The organism is Pantoea sp. FN0302, assembly GCF_050113775.1.
Classification (GTDB): Bacteria; Pseudomonadota; Gammaproteobacteria; order Enterobacterales; family Enterobacteriaceae; genus Mixta; species Mixta alhagi.
The window spans coordinates 1,765,577-1,787,595 of sequence record NZ_JBNJSM010000001.1 but is presented as its reverse complement, the minus strand read 5'-3'; the positions used below and the strand labels follow the sequence as shown (position 1 = coordinate 1,787,595).

Annotated in this window: 24 protein-coding genes; 12 read left to right on the top strand and 12 right to left on the bottom strand. The window is 54.3% G+C overall.

Going from position 1 to position 22,019, the window contains the following annotated elements; all coding sequences use genetic code 11:
- Positions 1-233 precede the first annotated feature (233 nt).
- From ACQE32_RS08355 to ACQE32_RS08340, 4 genes are all read right to left on the bottom strand, one after another.
- The gene (locus ACQE32_RS08355) at positions 234-1,520 is read right to left on the bottom strand and encodes an HAAAP family serine/threonine permease (protein ID WP_426974209.1); all 1,287 of its coding nucleotides are present in this window, start codon (positions 1,518-1,520) and stop codon (positions 234-236) included.
- A gap of 517 nt (positions 1,521-2,037) precedes the next feature.
- The gene (gene ybjG / locus ACQE32_RS08350; RefSeq protein ID WP_426974373.1) at positions 2,038-2,634 is read right to left on the bottom strand and encodes an undecaprenyl-diphosphate phosphatase; all 597 of its coding nucleotides are present in this window, start codon (positions 2,632-2,634) and stop codon (positions 2,038-2,040) included.
- Between the two features lie 2 nt (positions 2,635-2,636).
- Positions 2,637-3,374: a phosphatase PAP2 family protein gene (locus ACQE32_RS08345; RefSeq protein WP_426981068.1), complete on the bottom strand. Its 738-nt coding sequence runs from the start codon at positions 3,372-3,374 to the stop codon at positions 2,637-2,639.
- Positions 3,375-3,575: 201 nt separating this feature from the next.
- On the bottom strand, positions 3,576-5,264 hold the full coding sequence (locus tag ACQE32_RS08340; protein ID WP_250652232.1) for an aspartate:alanine antiporter: 1,689 nt from the start codon (positions 5,262-5,264) through the stop codon (positions 3,576-3,578).
- Positions 5,265-5,551: 287 nt separating this feature from the next.
- Between ACQE32_RS08340 and ybjM the strand changes: the two genes are divergently transcribed.
- On the top strand, positions 5,552-5,926 hold the full coding sequence (gene ybjM, locus ACQE32_RS08335; RefSeq protein WP_426974211.1) for an inner membrane protein YbjM: 375 nt from the start codon (positions 5,552-5,554) through the stop codon (positions 5,924-5,926).
- 56 nt (positions 5,927-5,982) lie between these two features.
- On the opposite strand, the gene ACQE32_RS08330 is transcribed toward ybjM, so the two are convergent.
- A complete protein-coding gene (locus ACQE32_RS08330; RefSeq protein ID WP_085067463.1) occupies positions 5,983-6,246 on the bottom strand; it encodes a GrxA family glutaredoxin in 264 nt (87 codons plus the stop codon).
- Positions 6,247-6,549: 303 nt separating this feature from the next.
- On the opposite strand from ACQE32_RS08330, the gene nfsA reads away from it, so the two are divergent.
- The 9 genes from nfsA (at position 6,550) to rlmC (ending at position 15,112) form a co-directional block, all read left to right on the top strand.
- The gene (nfsA, locus tag ACQE32_RS08325) at positions 6,550-7,272 is read left to right on the top strand and encodes an oxygen-insensitive NADPH nitroreductase (protein ID WP_250652234.1); all 723 of its coding nucleotides are present in this window, start codon (positions 6,550-6,552) and stop codon (positions 7,270-7,272) included.
- A gap of 20 nt (positions 7,273-7,292) precedes the next feature.
- Positions 7,293-8,195: a 30S ribosomal protein S6--L-glutamate ligase gene (rimK, locus tag ACQE32_RS08320; RefSeq protein ID WP_427021626.1), complete on the top strand. Its 903-nt coding sequence runs from the start codon at positions 7,293-7,295 to the stop codon at positions 8,193-8,195.
- A 92-nt stretch (positions 8,196-8,287) separates the two neighbouring features.
- A complete protein-coding gene (locus ACQE32_RS08315) occupies positions 8,288-8,773 on the top strand; it encodes a YbjN domain-containing protein (RefSeq protein WP_426974213.1) in 486 nt (161 codons plus the stop codon).
- Between the two features lie 389 nt (positions 8,774-9,162).
- Complete coding sequence (gene potF, locus ACQE32_RS08310) at positions 9,163-10,275, top strand: spermidine/putrescine ABC transporter substrate-binding protein PotF (protein WP_426974214.1); 1,113 nt, start codon at positions 9,163-9,165, stop codon at positions 10,273-10,275.
- 121 nt (positions 10,276-10,396) lie between these two features.
- The gene (potG, locus tag ACQE32_RS08305) at positions 10,397-11,530 is read left to right on the top strand and encodes a putrescine ABC transporter ATP-binding subunit PotG (RefSeq protein ID WP_250652693.1); all 1,134 of its coding nucleotides are present in this window, start codon (positions 10,397-10,399) and stop codon (positions 11,528-11,530) included.
- Between the two features lie 10 nt (positions 11,531-11,540).
- Positions 11,541-12,485: a putrescine ABC transporter permease PotH gene (gene potH, locus ACQE32_RS08300; protein ID WP_426974215.1), complete on the top strand. Its 945-nt coding sequence runs from the start codon at positions 11,541-11,543 to the stop codon at positions 12,483-12,485.
- Complete coding sequence (gene potI / locus ACQE32_RS08295) at positions 12,482-13,327, top strand: putrescine ABC transporter permease PotI (protein WP_085067456.1); 846 nt, start codon at positions 12,482-12,484, stop codon at positions 13,325-13,327. The genes potH and potI overlap by 4 nt, the downstream gene beginning before the upstream one ends.
- 121 nt (positions 13,328-13,448) lie before the next feature.
- Entirely contained in the window at positions 13,449-13,925 is a 477-nt protein-coding gene (locus tag ACQE32_RS08290; RefSeq protein ID WP_427021625.1) for a YbjO family protein, read from the top strand.
- 59 nt (positions 13,926-13,984) lie between these two features.
- Complete coding sequence (gene rlmC / locus ACQE32_RS08285) at positions 13,985-15,112, top strand: 23S rRNA (uracil(747)-C(5))-methyltransferase RlmC (RefSeq protein ID WP_426974216.1); 1,128 nt, start codon at positions 13,985-13,987, stop codon at positions 15,110-15,112.
- A 79-nt stretch (positions 15,113-15,191) separates the two neighbouring features.
- Here the strand turns inward: rlmC and ACQE32_RS08280 are convergent, their stop codons facing one another.
- The 6 genes from ACQE32_RS08280 to ACQE32_RS08255 form a co-directional block, all read right to left on the bottom strand.
- Positions 15,192-15,923, bottom strand: coding sequence for an arginine ABC transporter substrate-binding protein (locus ACQE32_RS08280; RefSeq protein ID WP_426974217.1), 732 nt, complete (start codon positions 15,921-15,923; stop codon positions 15,192-15,194).
- A 149-nt stretch (positions 15,924-16,072) separates the two neighbouring features.
- Entirely contained in the window at positions 16,073-16,741 is a 669-nt protein-coding gene (gene artM, locus ACQE32_RS08275) for an arginine ABC transporter permease ArtM (RefSeq protein WP_085067452.1), read from the bottom strand.
- Complete coding sequence (gene artQ, locus ACQE32_RS08270; RefSeq protein ID WP_085067451.1) at positions 16,741-17,457, bottom strand: arginine ABC transporter permease ArtQ; 717 nt, start codon at positions 17,455-17,457, stop codon at positions 16,741-16,743. The genes artM and artQ overlap by 1 nt, the downstream gene beginning before the upstream one ends.
- A gap of 4 nt (positions 17,458-17,461) precedes the next feature.
- Positions 17,462-18,193, bottom strand: coding sequence for an arginine ABC transporter substrate-binding protein (gene artJ / locus ACQE32_RS08265; RefSeq protein ID WP_085067450.1), 732 nt, complete (start codon positions 18,191-18,193; stop codon positions 17,462-17,464).
- Between the two features lie 14 nt (positions 18,194-18,207).
- On the bottom strand, positions 18,208-18,936 hold the full coding sequence (gene artP, locus ACQE32_RS08260) for an arginine ABC transporter ATP-binding protein ArtP (RefSeq protein WP_157130124.1): 729 nt from the start codon (positions 18,934-18,936) through the stop codon (positions 18,208-18,210).
- 242 nt (positions 18,937-19,178) lie between these two features.
- Entirely contained in the window at positions 19,179-19,721 is a 543-nt protein-coding gene (locus ACQE32_RS08255) for a lipoprotein (RefSeq protein WP_426974219.1), read from the bottom strand.
- A gap of 108 nt (positions 19,722-19,829) precedes the next feature.
- Between ACQE32_RS08255 and ACQE32_RS08250 the strand changes: the two genes are divergently transcribed.
- Together ACQE32_RS08250 and ACQE32_RS08245 are read left to right on the top strand one after the other, a co-directional pair.
- Positions 19,830-20,150 carry a heavy metal-binding domain-containing protein gene (locus tag ACQE32_RS08250; RefSeq protein WP_085067447.1) on the top strand — a complete coding sequence of 107 codons (321 nt, stop codon included), beginning with the start codon at positions 19,830-19,832 and terminating at the stop codon, positions 20,148-20,150.
- Entirely contained in the window at positions 20,147-20,965 is an 819-nt protein-coding gene (locus ACQE32_RS08245; RefSeq protein WP_426974220.1) for an N-acetylmuramoyl-L-alanine amidase, read from the top strand. The genes ACQE32_RS08250 and ACQE32_RS08245 overlap by 4 nt, the downstream gene beginning before the upstream one ends.
- 22 nt (positions 20,966-20,987) lie before the next feature.
- Here the strand turns inward: ACQE32_RS08245 and ltaE are convergent, their stop codons facing one another.
- Positions 20,988-21,989, bottom strand: coding sequence for a low-specificity L-threonine aldolase (gene ltaE / locus ACQE32_RS08240; RefSeq protein WP_427021624.1), 1,002 nt, complete (start codon positions 21,987-21,989; stop codon positions 20,988-20,990).
- Between the last annotated feature and the right edge of the window lie 30 nt (positions 21,990-22,019).

Below are 22,019 nucleotides of genomic sequence, written 5' to 3'. Positions count from 1 at the left end.
GCGTGAAAAGTTCAGGTCGATCGTAAAAACGCAAAATATGTCATCCCTGACAGCTCGACCCGCGCCGCCCATGGCGCGGGACGCTTTACTCTTCTGTCTGGACTTTCTGCGCCTTGTGCTCGCGATAGCTGTGGCCTGAACTTTCCACGCTTTGTGTTCCGGAGATAGTTGAGGCCTGGACTGCCGTAGAAAATAAGGAAGGCCAGCAGTGTGCTGGCCTGGCTTGTAGCGAATTAACCCAGAAGGGAAAAGACGATAGCGGAGATGGAGATCAGGCCAATAAGCGTGACAAAGATATTGCTCAGCGCACCGCTGTAGCGACGCATCGCCGGTACTTTATTGATAGCGTACATCGGCATCAGGAACAGCAGGACCGCAATAATCGGACCGCCCAGCGTTTCAATCATGCCAAGAATGCTGGGGTTCCAGGTCGCCACCAGCCAGGTGGTCAGCAGCATAAACAGGGCGGTAAAGCGGTTCAGCTTCTTCTCATCCATGCTTTTGCCGCGACTGCGCAGGCTTTTGATAATTAACCCATTGAAGCCTTCGCGCGCGCCAAGATAGTGGCCCAGAAACGATTTGGTGATCGCCACGATAGCCACAATCGGCGCCATCCACGCCATCATCGGCGTATTAAAGTGGTTAGCCAGATAGGAAAGAATCGAAATATTTTGCGCTTTGGCTTCCGCCAGGTTGGCTGGCGACAGTGACAGCACGCAGCTAAAGACGAAAAACATTACCGTCAGCACCATCATCATATGGCTGAGCGCCAGAATGCGTGAGCATTTTGCTTCAGCCTCTTCGCCATATTCCTGACGTTTAGCTACGGCAAAGGCGGAGATGATCGGCGAATGGTTAAAAGAGAAAACCATTACCGGCAGCGCCAGCCATAAGGTCATTCCCAGGCCGCTACCGCTGCCGCTTAATGAGGCGTGCTGGAAAATCGCTGTGCTCCAGTTAGGGATTAACCACAGCGCCAGCAGCATCAGCACTCCAACAAACGGGAATACCAGCATGCTCATGGTTTTCACAATCGCCTCTTTACCGAAGCGCACAATCATCATCAGGCCGACAATCAGCAGCAGAGCCAGCAGCGCGCGCGGCGGTGCCTGCATGTGCAGCTGGTGGGTCAGAAAGCTTTCTACGGTATTGGTGATCGCCACGCTGTAGACCAGCAGGATAGGGTAAATCGCGAAGAAGTAGAGCAGGGTAATGACTTTACCGGCGCCTACGCCGAAATGTTCTTCCACTACCTCGGTGATATCTTCGCCTGGCTTGCTGCCGGAAAGCACAAAGCGGCACAGGCCACGGTGCGCATAATAGGTCATTGGGAAGGCCAGCAGGGCCATGATGATCAGCGGAATTAGCCCACCAATGCCGGCATTAATCGGTAAAAAGAGGACACCCGCGCCAATGGCGGTGCCGTACAGTCCTAACATCCACATGGTATCGGTTTTACGCCAGCTGCTAACGCGTGCTGCCGTCCGCCCGTTCTGGATTGCGGTTTGCTGTGAAGCCATTACCATCTCCATGAGTAACGTATGAATATAAAACCGCCAGCGCTCAGTTAAATCCTGCGAAATTTCCGCCGTCGGCAAACAGAATGAATATTGGAATTCTCCATTTTCGCGGCACACTCTACCACCATCTAAATAAGTTAAAAGTGCCAGCAGAGCGCTATCAGGTGATAACGATCACAATACAAAGAATAAATTAGGCTTGATAAGCTGGTTGTTTAATTATTTTTAATTTAATTGTCTAAGTTTGTTGTGAAACATAGAGGATAAGGCTGAACTCTTATCTTTTTAGCGGTAGCAAATAGCGTCTCCTTTTGTCCGATTTTTAAGCGCTTAAGATTTTATTTCTATTTAAATCAATCAATTAAAATATCATTTGTTTAATATTTATCCCTTTTGCGCAACCTATTTAATTAGAAAAGGCATCTTTTGCGCAATAAGAACGGGCAAAGATACAACTGGCGATAAATAAAAAGAGATAAAAAAAGGCCTGTTAAACAGGCCTGTGAAAGAAGGTAAATTAATTGCGCACCCAGCCTTTTCTGATCGGCAGGGAAAAAAGCAGGCGATAAATCTGATGCAGTAATTTCATTAGCGGCTCGCCGTACCACGGCCAGGCCAGTTGCGAGAACAGGCAGCCCAGCAGGCCTACCAGCAGTCCGCCCAGCATATCCATCGGCCAGTGTACGCCCAGATAAATTCGTGACCAGGCGATAGCTAAGCCGATCGCCATCAGCACCATGCCAGACCAGATGCGATGCCAAAAGATAAAGGCCAGGGCAAAAGTAAAGATGGTGGTGCCGTGGTCGCTGGGGTAAGAGTCATCCGGCGCATGCGACAGAAATTGATGGCCCAGTCCAATGGCGAAAGGACGTGGATGCGGAAACAGCTGTCCCACGCACCAGGAGATCGCCAGCGCATAAAGCAGAGCGATACCGGTTTTCAATACCAATGTCCGAATGCCAAGGTGCGGCCCCCATAGCCACAGCACGGCGATCAGCAGCGGGACGATAGCGATTAAGTCTTTGGCGATAAAGATCGCCAGTTCCAGTAACCAGGCCGCTGACTGCGGCGTGGCGTTGATCCAGAGAAACAGCATCCGGTTCAACTCTTCCATCATTATTTCTTCCTCATCTTATTCATCAGGTACGTTACACACCCGTAAGTCAACAGCTGCGCCAGCCAAACCCACCAGCCTGCCCATAAATTATGAGTAAGGAAGTGCGCGCCGCGCATCATTTGCCCGTAACCCATCACTAAGCCCAGCACTACGGCTCCGCTCCAGCACAGCCAGGCAAGGCGTCGGCGCGTCGGCCAGTAAAGGAAAAACAGCGCCATTAAACTGAAGCCGCTTGAAGCATGACCACCCGGAAAACAGCGGCCAGGCCCGCTATCTGGCGGCACAACGCCAAACAGCGGCCAGGCAACGGCCTTGCCGCCGAACATCACCAGATCCCACGGACACGAATGCGCGCTGGTCGCTTTGAGCACGCCCACCACCAGCGGACCGATACCTGTCAGCAATGCCACCAGAATCCAGCGAGGCTGGCGACGCAGCAACCCGGCGATCAACAGCGTAACGCCGGTCGCGATCACCATATCCTTCAGCAGCCGGTGATTGATAAGATCCAGCCAGCGATTATCTTTCCATGGAAAGCGCTGCGTCAGTGGATCGAACCAGTAACCGGCTAGCGCATTGTCCAGAGTGCCGTCACGAGCGAGCCATAAAAACAGCAGGCCAAAAACTGCCAGTAAAACAGCGTGGATAGCGTAAAAGCGTGCGGATAAAGGGTAAAGCGCGTTAATCCTAATCGGGGGTAATGTTTCGTGTTGGTTTAACTTTGAAGAAAGTTGCATGACAGTGTCCATAGCTCATTACAGACAGGCTATAGTGCGCAGCGGCGCTTAGGAAAACATTAAGAGGCAGGGAAACAGCCATAAAAAAACCCGCTAATCATTGATTAACGGGCTCCACAATTTGGGATTTCAAAGAAAAGCAGTGGCACTTATTCAGACTGTCTCTCGCTAAAGAAGTTCGCAGCCGAATTCAAATATTTTTTAACCACCCAGCGCCGGCCAGATAATCACGATAAGCGTACCCGCCAGCGTCAGCAAAACGTTGGCGATGGCATAGGTGCCGGCATAGCCCAGCGCCGGTATATTACTGCGCGCCGTATCGCTGATGATCTCCATCGCCGGGGCACAGGTACGCGCGCCCATAATCGCTCCGAACAGCAGCGCGCGGTTCATGCGCAGCACGTAGGCACCAAACAGGTAGCAGAGCACCACCGGCAGCAGGCTGACCAGCAGCCCGCTCAGCAGCATCAGCAGACCGGTTTCGCCCAGCCCGTGGCCGAGACCGCTGCCAGCGCTCAGGCCGACGCCCGCCATAAATACCATCAGGCCAAACTCTTTAACCATGGTTAACGCGCCCTGCGGGATATAGCCGAAAGTAGGGTGGTTGGCGCGTAAAAAACCCAGCATGATGCCCGCAAACAGCAGACCGGCCGCGTTGCCAATGCCAAAGCTAAACGCACTGAATTGAAAGCTCACCATGCCAATCATCAGGCCGATAATAAAAAAGGCGCAGAAGGCCAGCAGATCGGTGACCTGACTGTGAATAGAGATAAAGCCGATGCGATCCGCCAGGCTTTTCACTCGACGGGCTTCGCCGCTTACCTGTAGCACGTCGCCTTTGTTCAGCATAATGCTTTCATCAATCGGCATTTCAATCTGGCTGCGAATAACACGGTTAAGAAAACAGCCGTGATCGGTGAGCTTCAAATGGCTCAGGCGTCGGTTCACCGCATTGTTATTCTTGACCACGATCTCTTCCGTTACGATGCGCATATCCAGCAGGTCACGATCGAAAACCTCTTTACCGTTACGGAAGCTGGGGTCGAGCCGCGCGTGGGCATCGGGATAGCCCACCAGGGAAATTTCGTCGCCCAGCTGCAGCACCGCATCGCCGTCAGGGCTGGCCAGGATACCGTTACGACGAATACGCTCAATATAGCAGCCGGTCTGACGGTAAATGCCCAGCTCACGCAGGTTTTTTCCATCCGCCCAGGCGACCAGCTCCGGACCTACGCGATAGGCGCGGATCACCGGCAGATAAACTTTGCGCTGGCTGTCGGTGTCCAGACCGCGCTCACGCGCGATTTGCTGGGCGCAGGTCGGCAGGTCCTGATGCTGCAGGCGCGGCAGATAGCGCGCGCCAAAAATCAGACTGACCAGGCCAACCAGGTAGGTCAGGGCGTAGCCAAGACTGAGGTGATCCTGCATCTGGTCAAGCAGATGGCTGTCGCTCATTGACTGTCGCAGCGTATCGCCCGCGCCCACCAGCACCGGGGTTGAGGTCATCGCGCCCGCCAGCATACCCGCCGTCAGGCCAATATCCCAGCCGAAGGCTTTGCCCAGCGCCAGCGCTAACAGCATGGCGCTGGACACCATCACCAATGCCAGCATCAGATAGTTTTTACCGTCGCGGAAAAAAATAGAAAAGAAATTGGGACCGGCTTCCACTCCCACGCAAAAAATAAAAAGCATAAAACCCAGGCTAAGCGCATCGGTATTAATTGAGAAATGCTGCTGGCCCAGTAATAGTGAAACCACTAAAACACCAATGGAATTACCCAGTTGCACTGACCCCAGGCGTAATTTGCCCAGGCACAGTCCTAAAGCCAGCACAACGAATAATAACAATATATCATTCCGACTTAACAAATCTGCGACGTTTATATTCACGTATTAACTTCTTGTTTACCAGTAACTTGTTGAAATTCATGGCATTCCAGGCTAACGTTTATTCCTGTGGCCGCTATGGTAAGCCAGACAGGTTAGCGTCTGGAAAACTGTATTCAGGAGTAAGTATAGAGTGGCATTCATTTTATTCATTTATTCAGCAGACCTCCAGCAGAAAGCCGCAGCAAAACAAAATATTTATTAACTTTTACTCGTTAATTTTTTAACAGCCTTTGGCGTGAATAGTTATTTTGACAATCCTGGTTCGCACAAATAAACGAGGAAAGATTATGCTGTTGTATAGCGTCCGTTGGCCGGGCGTCGTAATTTGTATGACGCTTTACTGCGCAACATTTTTCGTGACTCGTTATGGCGGCGCTGAAGAGACGCCAGGGCAAACCTCTGAGCAAACCGGTCTGCTGCTGTTTATGTTGCCAGGCCTGATTGCCGCGATGATCAATCGTCATACGCCGCTGGCACAGGCTTTAATGGCCGCGGTAGCCGCAACGCCCTTCTGCATGCTGATGGGCATCAGCGGCACCTTTATGCCTTTTCCGCTGCTGCAGGAGCTGGCATGGATGACCAGCGCCATCTTTTGGTGCGGCTTTGGCGCGCTGCTGGTGATGCTGTGGCGTACGCTGGCGGCTTCGCGCATTACACGCTAACCGCCATAAAAAAACCGACGCGCTCTGTAGCGGGCCGGTTTTTTTATGCCTGTAATTTACAGTGCGACGCCCAGGTTCGCTTTGCTCCAGGCGTTGAAGTCAGTGAAACCGCCGAGATGCTGCTGATCAACAAAAATCTGGGGGACGGTTTCTACCGGTTTGCCCACGGTTTTTTCCAGGTCCGCTTTGGTAATGCCTTCGGCCTGAATATCAACGTAGCGGAAATTAAAATCGTCACGCTCTGCGGTCAACTTCTCCGCCAGTTCTTTTGCACGCACACAGTAAGGGCAGCTGGGGCGACCAAAAATGACTGCAAGCATCGTTATCTCCTTTATGTCACATTTTTGTGTGAATTATGTCACACTTTTAAGCTCAGTAAACGCATCATGAACCGCAACCTTCACCATTGTAAAGAAGGCTCTGCCTGTTGGTACAATGTGCAGAGGCTATGCGCCAGAACGGGAATGACGTTTTACTATTAAGCCCCGTGCGCTTATTTTAAGCGTATCGTCCTGATGTGTCCGCCGCCATCGCGCTGATGCGCTGCCCTAAGCAGGCGATGGCGCCTGACGTTTTTGGCTGCAGTGGGGACGATACTTCATCAAAAAATTCCGGAGATTTACATGACGCCGACTATTGAACTGTTACGTACGCATCGTTCGATTCGTGCTTTTACCGATCAACCGATTAGCGATGAACAGCGTGAGGCGATTATCGCCGCTGCGCAGTCGGCTTCTACGTCCAGCTTTTTACAGTGCTCTTCTATTATCCGCATCACCGATAAAGCCTTACGGGAACAGATGGTGACGCTCAGCGGCGGTCAGCAATATGTGGCGCAGGCGGCGGAGTTTTGGGTTTTCTGCGCCGATTTCCAGCGCAATCTGCAAATTTGTCCCGAGGCGCAGCTGGGCCTGGCGGAGCAGCTATTGTTAGGCTGCGTTGATACCGCCATCATGGGCCAGAATGCGATGGTGGCCGCCGAGTCGCTGGGGCTGGGCGGCGTCTATATCGGCGGGATCCGTAATAACATTGAACAGGTCACAGAGTTGTTGGGCTTGCCGCAGCATGTGCTGCCGCTGTTTGGCATGTGTCTGGGTTGGCCGCAGCATGAACCCGATGTGAAACCGCGTATGCCCGCCACGATGCTGGTGCATGAAAACCGCTATCAGCCGCTGGATCGTCACCAGCTTGATGAGTACGATCGTCAGCTGGAGGCTTACTATCAGCAGCGTGACAGCAATCAACGCAGCGATAATTTCAGCAACCATATTCGACGCACTATCGTGCGTGAAAGCCGTCCTTTTATTCTGGATTACCTGCATAAGCAGGGTTGGGCAACGCGATAACTGGATGCGGAGACCGCTGGGTGAAAATTGCCATCCTTTCCCGTGATGCAACGCTTTACTCCTGTAAGCGGCTGCGCGAGGCCGCGCTGGCGCGCGGTCATCAGGTTGATACCATCGACCCGCTTTCCTGTTATATGAATATCAATCCCGCTTCGGCGGCGGTGCACTACCGTGGCGAACCGCTGCCGCATTACGATGCGGTGATCCCCCGTATCGGTCCGGCAACCACCTTTTACGGCACTGCGGTGCTGCGTCAGTTTGAAATGTGCGGCAGCTATCCGCTGAATGAATCGGTGGCGATTACCCGGGCGCGCGACAAGCTGCGTTCGCTGCAGCTGCTGGCGCGCCAGGGCATCGATATGCCGGTTACTGGTTTCGCCCATTCTCCCGACGATACCCACGATCTGATCGAGATGGTGGGCGGCGCGCCGCTGGTGGTAAAGCTGGTAGAGGGGACCCAGGGCATCGGCGTGGTGCTGGCAGAAACGCGTCAGGCGGCGGAAAGCGTGATTGACGCCTTTCGCGGTCTGAACGCGCATATTATGGTGCAGGAGTTTATTAAAGAGGCGCAGGGGCGTGATATTCGCTGCCTGGTGATCGGCGATGAAGTGGTGGCAGCCATTGAGCGCGAAGCGAAAGAGGGCGATTTCCGCTCTAATTTACATCGTGGCGGCCGCGCTCGCTGCGTCGAAATTACGCCGCGTGAACGGGAGATTGCGGTCAGGGCGGCGGCCACGCTTGGGCTGGACGTAGCGGGGGTGGATATTTTGCGCGCCCGGCGCGGCCCGCTGGTAATGGAAGTTAATGCCTCGCCGGGTCTGGAAGGCATTGAAAAAACTACCGGGTTGAATATCGCGGCGATGATGATTGACTGGATAGAGCAACATGCTCGCCCCGGTTTCAGTCTGAAAACCGGCGGGTAACCCGCCTTTTTGACCCTCGGACGTGGTTTTCAGGTTGCTTTTTCCGTAAGCTATTGCGCTTATTTCATCGCGGTATTATAGGGCAGTAGCATATGGATTCACTCGTCGTTCCAGACTTAGACGTATTACGACGTTGGCTGGATCAGCAGAGCATTACCTGGTTTGAATGTGACGCCTGTCAGGCGCTACATTTGCCGCACATGCAGAATTTTGATGGCGTTTTCGATGCCAAGATCGATCTGGTAGATAACGTCATTCTTTTCTCCGCCCTCGCCGAGGTTAAACCAACGGCGCTGATCCCGCTGGTAGGCGATCTTTCACAAATCAATGCCGCCTCGCTAACCGTAAAAGCCTTTCTTGATATTCAGGACGATAATTTACCCAAGCTGATTGTTTGCCAGTCGTTAATGACCAATGCGGGCATTACCTATGGCCAGTTTGTGCATTTCCTGCGCCAGAGCGAAGAGCAGATCTCAATGGTGATTATGGAAGCCTTCGCCAATAATCTGCTGATAAACGGCGAGGCTGAAGAAGACGATCTGGTGGTTCCCGGAAACCGCCTGCCGGTGCTGCACTGAGTTCTGTTCACACCCCACTTTCCCTTTTTGCACCGCTTCCCGATATTCTTACCGGGCAAGCGGCGCAATTCACATTTTTATTCTGCAGTTTGCCCTTTAATGCCAGATATTTATCGCCGTTTATGCCCTGTCTGGCGTATCACATAGATGAAACATGCATAAATAATCGATAAAAGGCGTTTTTTACTCTGAGGTATAGCCTGAAGGGCACGCTGCGGCTATGCTTGCGAGGCTGCATAAGAAGTCTCTTAAACCACACTGAGCAATACGCTTTTCCTGTTATGCCTGTGGTGAATAATGATTCATTCTCTGTTTTACACGCAGGAAGCCATCCGGTTTCTTTTGTTCTGCATCGTTGAGATTGACCCCGTTTCTGGAGGAAGGAAAACATGTTAAACAACCACAGCAAAAAATGGTTGTCTGGTGTGATAGCTGGTGCGCTGATGGCGGTTTCCGCCGGCACGATGGCGGAGCAGAAAACGCTGCATGTCTATAACTGGTCGGATTATATTTCGCCGGATACCGTACCGGGCTTTGAAAAGCAGACCGGAATTAAAGTGGTTTACGACGTTTTTGATTCCAACGAAGTGCTGGAAGGCAAACTGATGGCGGGCAGCACCGGCTATGATGTTGTGGTGCCGTCGTCCAGCTTCCTGGCGCGTCAGCTGCAGTCCGGCGTGTTTCAGGAGCTGGATAAAAGCAAACTGCCCAATTATAAAAACCTTGATCCTGAGCTGCTGAAAAAAGTTGAGCAGCATGATCCGGGCAATAAGTATGCGATCCCTTACCTCTGGGCAACCACCGGTATCGGCTACAATGTCGAAAAAGTGAAAGCGGCGCTGGGCAAAGATGCGCCAGTGGACAGCTGGGATCTGGTGCTGAAACCGGAAAATCTTGCGAAGCTGAAAAGCTGCGGCGTTTCTTTCCTGGATGCGCCAGAAGAGATTTTCGCTACCGTGCTGAACTACCTCGGCAAAGATCCCAACAGCAGCGATGCGAAAGATTATTCAGGTGCGGCGACCGATCTGCTGTTAAAGCTGCGACCCAACATCCGTTATTTCCACTCTTCTCAGTACATTAACGATCTGGCCAACGGCAATACCTGCGTGGCGATCGGCTGGGCCGGAGATATTCTGCAGGCGAAAGAGCGTGCGGCGGAAGCGAAGAACGGCGTCGATATCGCCTACAGCATTCCGAAAGAGGGCGCGCTGGCCTTCTTCGATATGATGGCGATTCCAAAAGATGCGAAAAACCTGGATGCCGCCTATCAATGGCTGAACTACATCATGGATCCGAAAGTGATTGCGCATATTTCCGACAAGATGTTCTACGCTAACGGTAACAAGGCCTCGCTGCCGCTGATTAGTGAAGAAATACGCAATAACCCAGGCATCTTCCCTGGACCGGAAACCATGTCCAAACTGTTCGTGCTGAAAGTACAGGAACCTAAACTTGATCGTGTGCGTACCCGTGCATGGACCAAAGTGAAAAGCGGTAAGTAATTCGACTAACAAGAATCATCATCGCAGGTTAACGACAACAGAGGCGCGGTATCGGCCTCTGTTGTCTCATTTGTGCGGCTGCGTGCCGCGAGTTTCCGCTAATTGCCGGAGAGAGATGTTAGTGAACGACGCGATCCCCCGTCATCCCCAAAAAACGGCAAAGGCCCTGACGCCGCTGCTGGAAATCCGTAATCTGACCAAGTCATTTGATGGACAGCACGCCGTAGACGATGTCAGTTTGACCATTTATAAAGGCGAGATTTTTGCGCTGCTTGGCGCATCAGGCTGTGGTAAATCCACCCTGCTGCGTATGCTGGCGGGATTTGAAGCACCGACTCAAGGGCAGATTCTGCTGGACGGTCAGGATCTCTCCCACGTGCCGCCTTATCAGCGCCCCATTAATATGATGTTTCAGTCCTATGCGCTCTTTCCGCATATGACGGTAGAGCAGAACATCGCCTTTGGTTTAAAGCAGGACAAGCTGTCGAAGAGCGATATCGCCGAGCGCGTGGCGGAGATGCTGGCGCTGGTGCATATGCAGGAATTCGCCAAACGCAAACCACACCAGCTTTCCGGCGGCCAGCGTCAGCGCGTGGCGCTGGCACGTAGCCTGGCAAAACGACCGAAGCTGCTGCTGCTGGATGAGCCGATGGGCGCGCTGGATAAAAAGCTGCGCGATCGTATGCAGCTTGAAGTAGTGGATATCCTGGAGCGTGTCGGCGCTACCTGCGTCATGGTAACGCACGACCAGGAAGAAGCGATGACCATGGCTGGCCGTATCGCCATTATGAATCGCGGCAAGTTTGTGCAAATCGGCGAGCCGGAAGAGATCTACGAGCATCCCACCAGTCGCTACAGCGCAGAATTTATTGGCTCCGTGAATGTGTTTGAAGGCCTGCTGCGCGAACGCCGCACGGACGGGCTGGTGATCGACAGTCCCGGACTGGTGCATCCGCTGAAAGTGGCTTCGGACGTCTCTGTGATGGATAACGTCCCGGTTTCCATCGCGCTGCGTCCGGAAAAGGTCATGCTGTGCGATCAGGTACCGGCGGACGGTTGCAACTTTGCCGTGGGTGAAGTGGTGCATATCGCCTATCTGGGCGATCTGTCGATTTATCATGTGCGGTTGCATAGCGGACAGATGATCAGCGCGCAGCTGCAAAACGCGCATCGTTTCCGCGAAGGCGCGCCGACCTGGGGCGATGAAGTGCGCCTTAGCTGGGACGCCAACAGCTGCGTCGTGCTGACAGTATAAGAGAGCCGATATGAAACAACCTGCTGCCGCTGCGCATTCCGGCAACCTGCGTCGTACGCTGACCCGGCTAAAAACCGCTCACGGGCGCAAACTGGCGATCGCGCTGCCTTATCTTTGGCTGACGCTGTTTTTCCTGCTGCCGTTTCTGATCGTATTGAAAATCAGCTTCGCTGAGATCGCGCGCGCGATCCCGCCCTACACCGAGCTGCTCTCCTGGGCGGACGATCAGCTGACGCTGGTGTTTAATCTGGCGAACTATCTGCAGCTGACGGACGATCCGCTCTATATCGAAGCCTATTTGCAGTCGCTGAAGGTGGCGGCGATCTCCACGCTAATCTGCCTGCTGGTGGGCTATCCGCTGGCCTGGGCGGTGGCGCACAGTAAACCTTCGGTGCGCAATATTTTGCTGCTGCTGGTGCTGCTGCCCTCCTGGACCTCCTTCCTGGTGCGCGTTTATGCCTGGATGGGGTTACTGAACAGCAACGGTATCCTTAACCGCTTTTTGCTGTGGCTGGGCGTGATCGATCATCCGCTGGCGATCCTCTATACCAATACCGCAGTCTATATCGGTATCGTTTACTGCTATCTGCCATTTATGGTGCTGCCGATCTACACCGCTTTGACGCGCATCGACTATTCGCTGGTTGAGGCGTCGCTCGATCTGGGCGCGCGCCCGTTAAAAACCTTTTTTAGCGTGATTGTGCCGCTGACCAAAAACGGCATCATTGCCGGTTCGATGCTGGTGTTTATTCCGGCGGTGGGGGAGTACGTGATCCCCGAACTGCTGGGCGGACCGGATAGCATCATGATTGGCCGGATCCTGTGGCAGGAGTTTTTCAATAACCGTGACTGGCCGGTCGCGTCGGCATTGGCGGTCATTATTTTGTTGATCCTGATCCTGCCGATTATCTGGTTCCATAAGCATCAAAATAAGACTCTGGGAGAAAAAGCATGAGTAATCTGCCCGCGGTTCGCTCTCCGTGGCGGCTGGTGATCCTGCTGCTCTGCTTCAGCTTCCTCTATGCGCCGATGCTGCTGCTGGTGATCTATTCCTTTAACAGTTCGCAGCTGGTTACCGTCTGGGAAAGCTTTTCGCTGCACTGGTATCAGGTGCTGTTTCAGGATAGCGCGATGATTAGCGCGGTCACGCTCAGCCTGACTATTGCTGCGCTCAGCGCCACCATGGCCGTGGTGCTGGGCACTATCGCGGCGGTGGTGATCGTGCGTTTTGGTCGTTTCAAAGGCTCAACCGGCTTCGCTTTTATGCTGACCGCGCCGCTGGTAATGCCGGATGTGATCACCGGCCTGTCTTTGCTGCTGCTGTTTGTGGCGATGGGGCATGCGATCGGCTGGCCCAGCGATCGCGGCATGCTTACCATCTGGCTGGCGCACGTCACTTTCTGTACCGCTTACGTTGCGGTGGTGATTAATTCGCGTCTGCGCGAGCTGGATCGCTCTATTGAGGAAGCGGCGATGGATCTTGGCGCAACGCCGCTGAAGGTATTTTTCGTGATCACCGTACCGATGATCGCGCCAGCGCTGGTAACCGGCTGGCTGCTGGCCTTTACGCTATCGCTGGATGACCTGGTGATTGCCAGCTTCGTTACCGGACCTGGCGCTACAACGTTGCCGATGGCGATTTTCGCTACCGTGCGGCGCGGGGTGAACCCGGAAATCAACGCGCTGGCGTCGCTGATTTTGTTTGTGGTCGGGCTGGTGGGCTTTATCGCCTGGCGCTTTATGGCCCATGAAGAAAAACAGCGGGTGCGGGATATTCAGAAAGCGAAACGTAGCTAAAATCCGAAACCTTTGCCACTATAACAACAGGCTGCACAGGCGGTTAGTCCGGTCCGGTTTTCTTTATGGAGCGGATTGCCGCCGTTTTAGTCGCCTTGTCGCAATGGGAGGAGTTCGGTGAATGTCGGAAGTGTTCAGATTCGGTAAGGCGGCAGTTCGCCCGCAGCAGGCACCGGTGCCGGTCATGATTGCCGGTCAGGCGATTATCGCCACTCGCTGTATTAGCGTGCTGTTGCTGGTTAATGAACTGGGGTATGACGGCATAGCCGATTTTATTCATCGTAGTGCCCAGGCCTGGGACTCCACGCTGATTTTTGTCGCCAGCCAGATGCTGTTTTTTATCGAACTGCGCTGCGCGCTGACGCTGATGCGTGGCTCGCGCCGTGGTCGCCTGCTCTATGCGCTCAGCCAGGCAGTTGTGCTGCTCTATTTGTGGGCCGCTTCTGTCGGCTGGATCTACCCAGAGATTTTCAGTATTAGCGGTGCCAGTAATGGAGAGATCTTTCATCGCCTGATTCTGCATAAGTCGCCCGATCTGCTGGTGCTGCTGCTGCTGTTTCTTCCCGCCAGCAGTCGGCAATTTTTCCAGCGCCGCTGAGCGCTGGGTGCTACAATCCAGCCCCGCAACTGGCACCACCATTCATTACAGGCTAAATCATGCATTGCGCACTTTACGATGCAGACCGCTGTCGTTCCTGTCAGTGGCTGACAACACCTTATTCTCAGCAGCTGCAAATGAAACAGACGCATTTGCAGGCGCTGCTGCAGGCATTTTCCGTTGACGACTGGCGGCCGCCGGTCGATTCCGCACAGCAGGCTTTTCGCAATAAAGCCAAAATGGTCGTGAGCGGCAGTGTGGAGCGTCCGGTGCTGGGCATTATGCAACCTGACGGGCCGGTGGATTTAACCGCCTGTCCGCTTTATCCCGCCAGCTTTGCTCCGGTTTTTGCGCTGTTGAAGCCGTTTATTGCGCGTGCTGGCCTGACGCCCTATAACGTGGCGCGCCGCCGTGGCGAGTTGAAATTTCTGTTGCTCAGCGAGAGTTCACTGGATGGCAAGCTGATGCTGCGCTTTGTGCTGCGTTCGACCGCCAAGCTGGAACAGCTGCGCGCGGCGCTGCCGTGGTTACAGCAACAGCTGCCGCAGCTGTCGGTGATTTCTGCTAATATCCAGCCGGTGCCAATGGCGATCCTCGAAGGAGAAGAGGAGATTGCGCTAACGGAAAATCAGCTACTGGCAGAACAACTTAATCATGTTCCGCTCTATATTCGACCGCGCAGCTTCTTTCAGACCAACCCCGGCGTAGCGGCGCGGCTGTATGATACCGCACGTCAGTGGGTCTGCGAGTTACAGGTCGCGTCGATGTGGGATCTCTTTTGCGGTGTGGGTGGCTTTGGCCTGCACTGCGCCACGCCAGAGATGCAGCTGACCGGCATTGAGATCAGCGCTGAGGCGATTGCCTGCGCACAGCGTTCAGCGCAGCAGATTGGGCTGGAAAAGGTACAGTTCGCGGCGCTGGATTCGACGCGCTTTGCCACAGGAGAAGGAGATGTGCCGGAGCTGGTGCTGGTGAATCCGCCGCGTCGTGGCATTGGCGCTGAGCTGTGTCTCTATCTGAACCGCATGGCGCCTTCATGGCTGCTCTATTCCAGCTGTAATGCCGAAAGCATGGCACAGGATATTGCGCGTCTTGAACATTACCAGATTCGGCGGATACAGCTGTTTGATATGTTTCCCCATACCGCGCATTACGAAGTGCTGACGCTGTTACAGCGGCGTCAGTAGCAGATCGGAGACGCTTTCCCGACTCCCGGGAGCGTGCAGAACCCACGGGAAAGAGCTCTCCGATCCGCATATTTTATGCTTACCGGGCAAACCACTTATCGTTAATTTTTTGCAGCGTGCCGTCTGCTTTCGCCTCTGACAGCGCGGCGTTCAGTTTGGACAGCAGCGCCTGGTTGTCGGGGCGCACCGCGATACCCAGGCCGGTACCGAAATAGTCCGGATCGGTGATGGCCTGGCCAACGGTACCCAGCTGTGGATTCGCTTTCAGCCACTCATTAACCACTGCCGTATCACCAAATACGCCGTCGAGACGGCCATTCTTCAAATCGAGAATGGCATTCTGATAGCTGTCGTAGGCCACGGTTTTTACCTCCGGATGCTTATCCTGAAGATAACGCTGATGCGTGGTACCGTTTTCCATACCGATGCGTTTCCCTTTCAGCGCCGTGATATCGGCATATTTTCCTTTCTCTGCGATCACTACCGCCGAGTTGGCATAGTAGGGCTGGGTAAAGGCGACCTGCTTGCTGCGCTCTGGCGTAATATCCATGCCGGAAATTACTGCATCATAGCGACGAAATTTCAACGCCGGGATCAGGCTATCGAAAGGGTTGTTGGTAAAAGTACACTCCGCTTTCATTTTTTCGCAGAGCGCCTGCGCCAAATCGATATCGAAGCCGACGATTTTGTTTTCGCTATTCAGGGACTCAAACGGCGGATAGGTGGCTGAAGAGGCGAAACGGATTTTTTCCGCTGCGCTTGCGTTAAGCGCTATGCCTGCCAGCGCGGCGGCCAGTAACCATTTTTTCATCGCAAATGCTCCTGTCTCTCATTATGATTTTGTGCCCAGCGGCGAGGAACAAGATGCCATTTAATGCATTGTTATGCAACATAAGTGGATAAATAATTAAAAGGTGGGTTTCCCCACCTTTTTTTATCCAGCATCGCGATGATCGGCTGTTAGTTTCGCCGCTCAAAGGCCAGCGCACGATGTTCAATCACACGCATCAGCAACGTGAGCAAACCGTTAACGCAGAGGTAAATCAGACCGGCGGCGGCAAAGACCATCACATCATAGGTGCGGCCATACAGCAGCTGCCCGTGGCCCATCACTTCCATTAGCGTAATGGTGTAAGCCAGTGAGGTGCTCTTAAATACCAACACGACCTCGTTGGAATAGGAGGAAAGGGCGCGCTTAAAGGCGTAGGGCAGCAGAATACGCAGGGTATCGCGTCGCGTCATGCCGAGCGCAGCACAGGATTGCCACTGACCAGCAGGAATAGCGCGTACCGCACCGTAAAACAGCTGGGTGGTATAGGCTGCGCTGTTTAACGACAGAGCCAGCAGGGCACAGAGCCAGGGCTCAGAAAGCAGCTGCCACAGCCAGTCAATTTTCTGCAATGCAGGAAATTGGCCTGGGCCGTAATAAATCAAAAAGATCTGCACCAGCAGCGGCGTACCGGTAAACAGCGTGATATACCCCTTCACCAGCTGGCTTACCACCGGCGTTTTCAGCGCCAGCACCATGGTAAACAACAGAGAAAGGAACAGCGCCGCCAACAGCGAAGCGATGGTCAGCGTCAGGCTGGTCTGTAGCCCTTTCAGCAGTTCTGGAAGATAGGCCAGCATCAGCTGTTCCCCCGTTCAAAACGTGTGGTGCGTAATTCGATACGCTTCAGCACCGCCTGGCTCAGCAGGGTAATAATCAGATAAATAGCCGCCGCCACCAGATACCAGGTGAATGGCTCCTGCGTGCGGGTCGCGATGCTGCGGGTTTGCAGCATCAGATCGTTGACGCTAATCAGCGAAACCAGCGCAGTATCTTTAAGCAGCACCAGCCACTGATTACCCAGCCCAGGCAGGGCGTGACGCCACATCTGCGGCATAATCAGGCGGAAGAAGATCGCTGATTTTTTCATCCCCAGCGCCTGACCCGATTCCCACTGGCCGACCGGCACCGCCTTAAGCGCGCCGCGCAGCGTTTGCGAAGCGTAGGCGGAGTAGAGGAACGACAGCGCAATCACGCCGCACAGGAAAGGGCTAACGTCAAAGTTATCGATCTGCATCTGTACCGGCAGTGATACCAGGCCCAGATTAATCACAAAGCCGTCGGAAAGCGTCAGCAGCAGTTGAGAGGCGCCGAAATAGATAAACAGCACCACCAAAATTTCCGGCAGACCACGGATCAGCGTCACCAGCGCCGTGCCAGCCCAGGCCAGCGGACGCCAGCGCACCGATTCCCAACCGGCAAACAGCATCGCCAGCACCAGGCCCACCAGTAACGCACAGACGGCAAGGCCGACGGTCATCCCGGCGGCGCTTGCAAGAGGAAAGAATTCGTTCATTTAATTACTGCTGGAACCATTTGCTGTAGATGGTTTGGTAGGTGCCGTCAGCTTTGACTTTATCCAGTGCGGCATTGAATTTTTGCTGCAGCGCGCTGTTGCCCTGACGCACTGCAATGCCCAGACCGGTGCCGAAATAGGCTTTATCTGTGACTTTCTCACCGACCGCCGTCAGGTTCTGGTTTTGTTTCAGCCACTCGTTCACCACGGCCGTGTCACCAAATACCGCATCGATACGACCATTCTTCAGGTCGAGAATCGCGTTTTGATAGCTGTCATAGGGCACAGTGGTAATTTCGCTGTGCTTGTCCATCAGGTATTTCTGGTGCGTGGTGCCATTCTGAACGCCAACGCGCTTGCCTTTCAGCGCCGCGACATCAGTAACCTTATCTTTCTGCGCAATAAACAGCGCCGAGTTATCATAGTAAGGCTTGCTGAACAGCACCTGTTTTTCACGTTCAGGGGTAATATCCATTCCGGCCATTACCGCATCGAAACGGCGGAATTTCAGGCTGGGGATCAGGCTATCAAACGCCTGATTGGTGAAGGTACAGGTGGCATTCATCTCTTTGCACAGCGCGTTAGCCAGATCGACATCAAAGCCCATAATTTTGTTGTTGCTATCGACAAACTCAAACGGAGGGTAAGAGGCTTCAGTAGCAAAGCGAATGGTTTCGGCGGCAGAGGCACTCAGGCTGATACCGGCTAACAGAGCAGCAAGAACGATTTTTTTCATCTTTATGGCCTTACTCAGTGCGAGAGATAATTTGCAAACGCCTCGGTTTGCGGCTGTGTAAATCGGCTGGCATCGCCCTGTTCAACAATATAGCCATTTTCCATATACACCACGCGGCTGGCGGTTTTACGCGCAACTTCAACCTCATGGGTAACAATGACCTGAGTGATTTTGGTTTGTGCCAGTTCACGAATAATGCTGACGATCTGTGCGGTGATTTCCGGGTCGAGCGCGGCGGTAGGTTCATCAAACAGCAGCACCGCCGGCTCCATCATCAGCGCGCGGGCAATGGCTACGCGCTGTTGCTGACCACCGGAAAGCTGCAGCGGAAAACGATCGGCGTGCGGCGTCAGGCGCAAACGCTCCAGCAGCTTATCGGCACGCTGGTGAGCCTGCTCTTTCGACAGCCCCAGCACGCGACAGGGCGCTTCGATCAGGTTCTGTTTAACCGTCAGGTGCGGCCAGAGATTATATTGCTGAAACACCATGCCCACGTTCTGTCGCAGCTCGCGGATTGCGTCATCGCCAGGCTTTTTGCTGAAATCAAAATCATGACCAGCGATGCTGAGCGTACCGGAACGCGGCATTTCAAGCAGATTAAGTACGCGCAGGAGCGAGCTTTTACCGGCGCCGCTGGGACCCAACAGCACCAGCGTTTCGCCTTCCGGACACGTTAGCTGGATATCGAACAGCGCCTGCTGGGCGCCATAAAAGCAATTTATACCGTTAAGTTGAATACTCATGCGCCAAAAATGAATAGCAATTGATGCGGCAAATATTAACGCTCACAGCATAGTTATGCAATCATTGTGCGTTAAAATTTATTAATGAATAGCGGAATGCCTAAAGCGTAGCACATGATCCTGGCATGTCGCGCAGAAGGGGTGAATAAGCAGGAAGTTTCTGGCCTGGTCGGATAACCATAGCACCGCATGCCTGCGGCGCTATGCATAAAGATTAATGATGATCGCCTGACGAGGCAGCTTTATTGTTCCAGTACCTGGCTTAAAGCACCACCGCCAGGACGCTGCCAGTTAGCCATGTAACGCACATCATCCACCGTCCAGCAGGTGCCTTCGCGTACCATCAAGATCTCATCCTGCCAGCTTACGCTTTTATCGCCTTCGCGCGTCAGCTCAACGCGTAGCGGAATATTGCGCGCATCGGTATTAGGGATGCGCGACGCGTCGGCCACTTCGGCGTGGTCAGGACCCTGTGCCAGGCTGGAAAAAAGATCGCCCTGACGCCATTCGGCTGGTTTATCGCTTTGCGCATTGGCTTTCAACAGGCTTTGATAAAGTTTTTCACTCAGGTAGGGGCGGTAGCGCGCCAGCAATTGCGTGTCCGGCAGACCCTGAGTGGGCTGAGCGGTACGGAGATCATAGAATTTTTGCGCTACCGTATCCGGTCCGCCATCCACACAAGCGGCTACGCGCGTACCGATATCTTTATAGGCAGGCTCTACGGTAGTACAGGCGCTCAGCAGCAGAACAGCCGGCAGCAGGGCGGCAAACGCTTTGTTTTTCATCTCATTTTCCTTATGGTCAACGGGTAACGCTTTGTTTTAGCATAAAGTATAGCCGTGCTTTTTAGCTGCACGGGCTAAACTATCGCTGAATCAGAAAAGGAGAAGAGCATGAAATTAACCACTACGCCAACGCTGGAAGGACAAACGATCACTGAGTATTGCGGCGTCGTCACCGGCGAGGCCATTCTTGGGGCGAATATTTTCCGCGATTTCTTTGCCGGCATCCGCGATATTGTCGGCGGTCGTTCCGGCGCATATGAAAAAGAGTTGCGTAAGGCGCGTGAGATTGCTTTTGCAGAACTGGAGGCGCAGGCGAAGGCGCTGGGTGCGAATGCGGTGGTGGGTATCGATATTGATTATGAAACCGTGGGCAAAGACAGCAGCATGCTGATGGTCAGCGTCAGCGGTACGGCGGTTAAAACGCGGTGAAAGCGTATTTAGCGCTGCTCCTGACGCTGCTGTTAGCTGGCTGTACATCGGGCCTTGAGCAGCGTCAGGGCTATAGCGTGGATACCCGGCTGGCGGCACAGGGTGCCCGGCCCCGTGTGAAGGCGATTGTGATTCATTATACGGCGGAGGATTTCTCTTCTTCGCTGACGACGCTTACTGATAAAGAGGTGAGCGTGCATTATCTGATCCCGGCTCAGCCGCCGCTGCATCGTGGTACACCGCTTATCTGGCAGCTGGTGCCGGAACATGAACTGGCGTGGCACGCAGGGCCAAGCTACTGGCGCGGCGCCACGCGTCTTAACGATACCTCTGTAGGCATTGAACTGGTCAATCCCGGTTACCGCCTGACGGCGCAGGGGCGGCAGTTTTATCCCTTTGCCCCCGCGCAAATTGCCGCGCTGCTGCCGCTGCTGCGCGATTTAATCAGTCGTTATCATATTCAGCCGCAAAACATTGTGGGACACAGCGATATTGCGCCGCAGCGCAAACAGGATCCGGGACCACGATTTCCCTGGGCGCAACTGGCCGCGCAGGGTATTGGTGCCTGGCCGGATCCGCAGCGGGTAGAAGCGCTCTTACAGGGGCACGAACGCTTGCAGCCGGTGGCGCAGGATAGGTTGCTTGGTTTGCTGGCGCGCTATGGCTATGAGGTTAACGCGGCGGTGACGCCGGCGCAGCAGCAAAAGCTGATCGCGGCATTTCAGATGCATTTCCGACCCGCCAGCTATTCCGGGCGGGCTGATGCAGAAACGTGGGCGATCGCCCAGGCGCTGGTAGAGAAATATGGGCGCTGAGGCGATCGTGGGTGACTGGCGCTTACCGGGCGACGAGAAAGGCTTTCCACTGTTTTACTACCTGTTGCAGGGCGGCGCGATCCACATCCAGGTGGGTAACCAGTCGCGTAACCGGCCCCGCCGACAGCAGAATATTGCGCGCCTGCATCCAGGCCTTTAACGGCGCAACCTGCTCTGGCGGCAGCTGTGCGAAAACCATATTGGTATGCTGGCTGACGTTAATATCCAGTTCGCCCAGCTGCTCCGCCAGCCAACGGGCGTTATCGTGATCCTCTTTAAGGCGCATCACATTATTTTCCAGCGCATAGAGTCCGGTCGCAGCCAAAATGCCCGCCTGGCGCATTCCGCCGCCGGTCATTTTACGCCAGCGCCGCGCCTGTTGAATATATTGCGCATCGCCGCACAGCAGCGAACCCACCGGTGCGCCTAATCCTTTCGACAGGCAGATCGTTAGCGTGTCGCAATAGCGGGCAAGGGATTCCAGCGGCAGATCAAGCGCCACGGCGGCATTGAAGATGCGGGCGCCATCAATGTGCAGCGCCAGCTGATGCTCGCGTGTAAAGCGCCATGCCTCGGCCAGATAACCCACGGGCAACACTTTGCCGCCAAAGGTATTTTCCAGGCTTAACAGGCGCGTGCGGGCAAAGTGAATGTCGTCAGGCTTAATAGCTGCCGCAACCTTCTCCAGCGGTAGCGAGCCATCTTCCGCGGCCTCCAGCGGCTGAGGCTGAATGCTGCCCAGTACCGCCGCGCCGCCTGCTTCATATTTATAGTTATGCGCCTGCTGACCAACAATATATTCGTCGCCGCGCTGGCAATGAGTAAGCAGGGCGACCAGATTGGCCTGCGTGCCGGTAGGCAAAAACAGTGCGGCCTGTTTGCCGCTCAGCTGTGCGGCTTCTGCCTCCAGCGCGTTTACGGTGGGGTCGTCACCGTAAACGTCGTCGCCGGTACGGGCAGAGACCATGGCCGACAGCATCGCTGGCGATGGGCGGGTAACGGTATCGCTACGTAGATCTATCACTAAGAGGCTCCTTAAAAAAACGGGCACCTG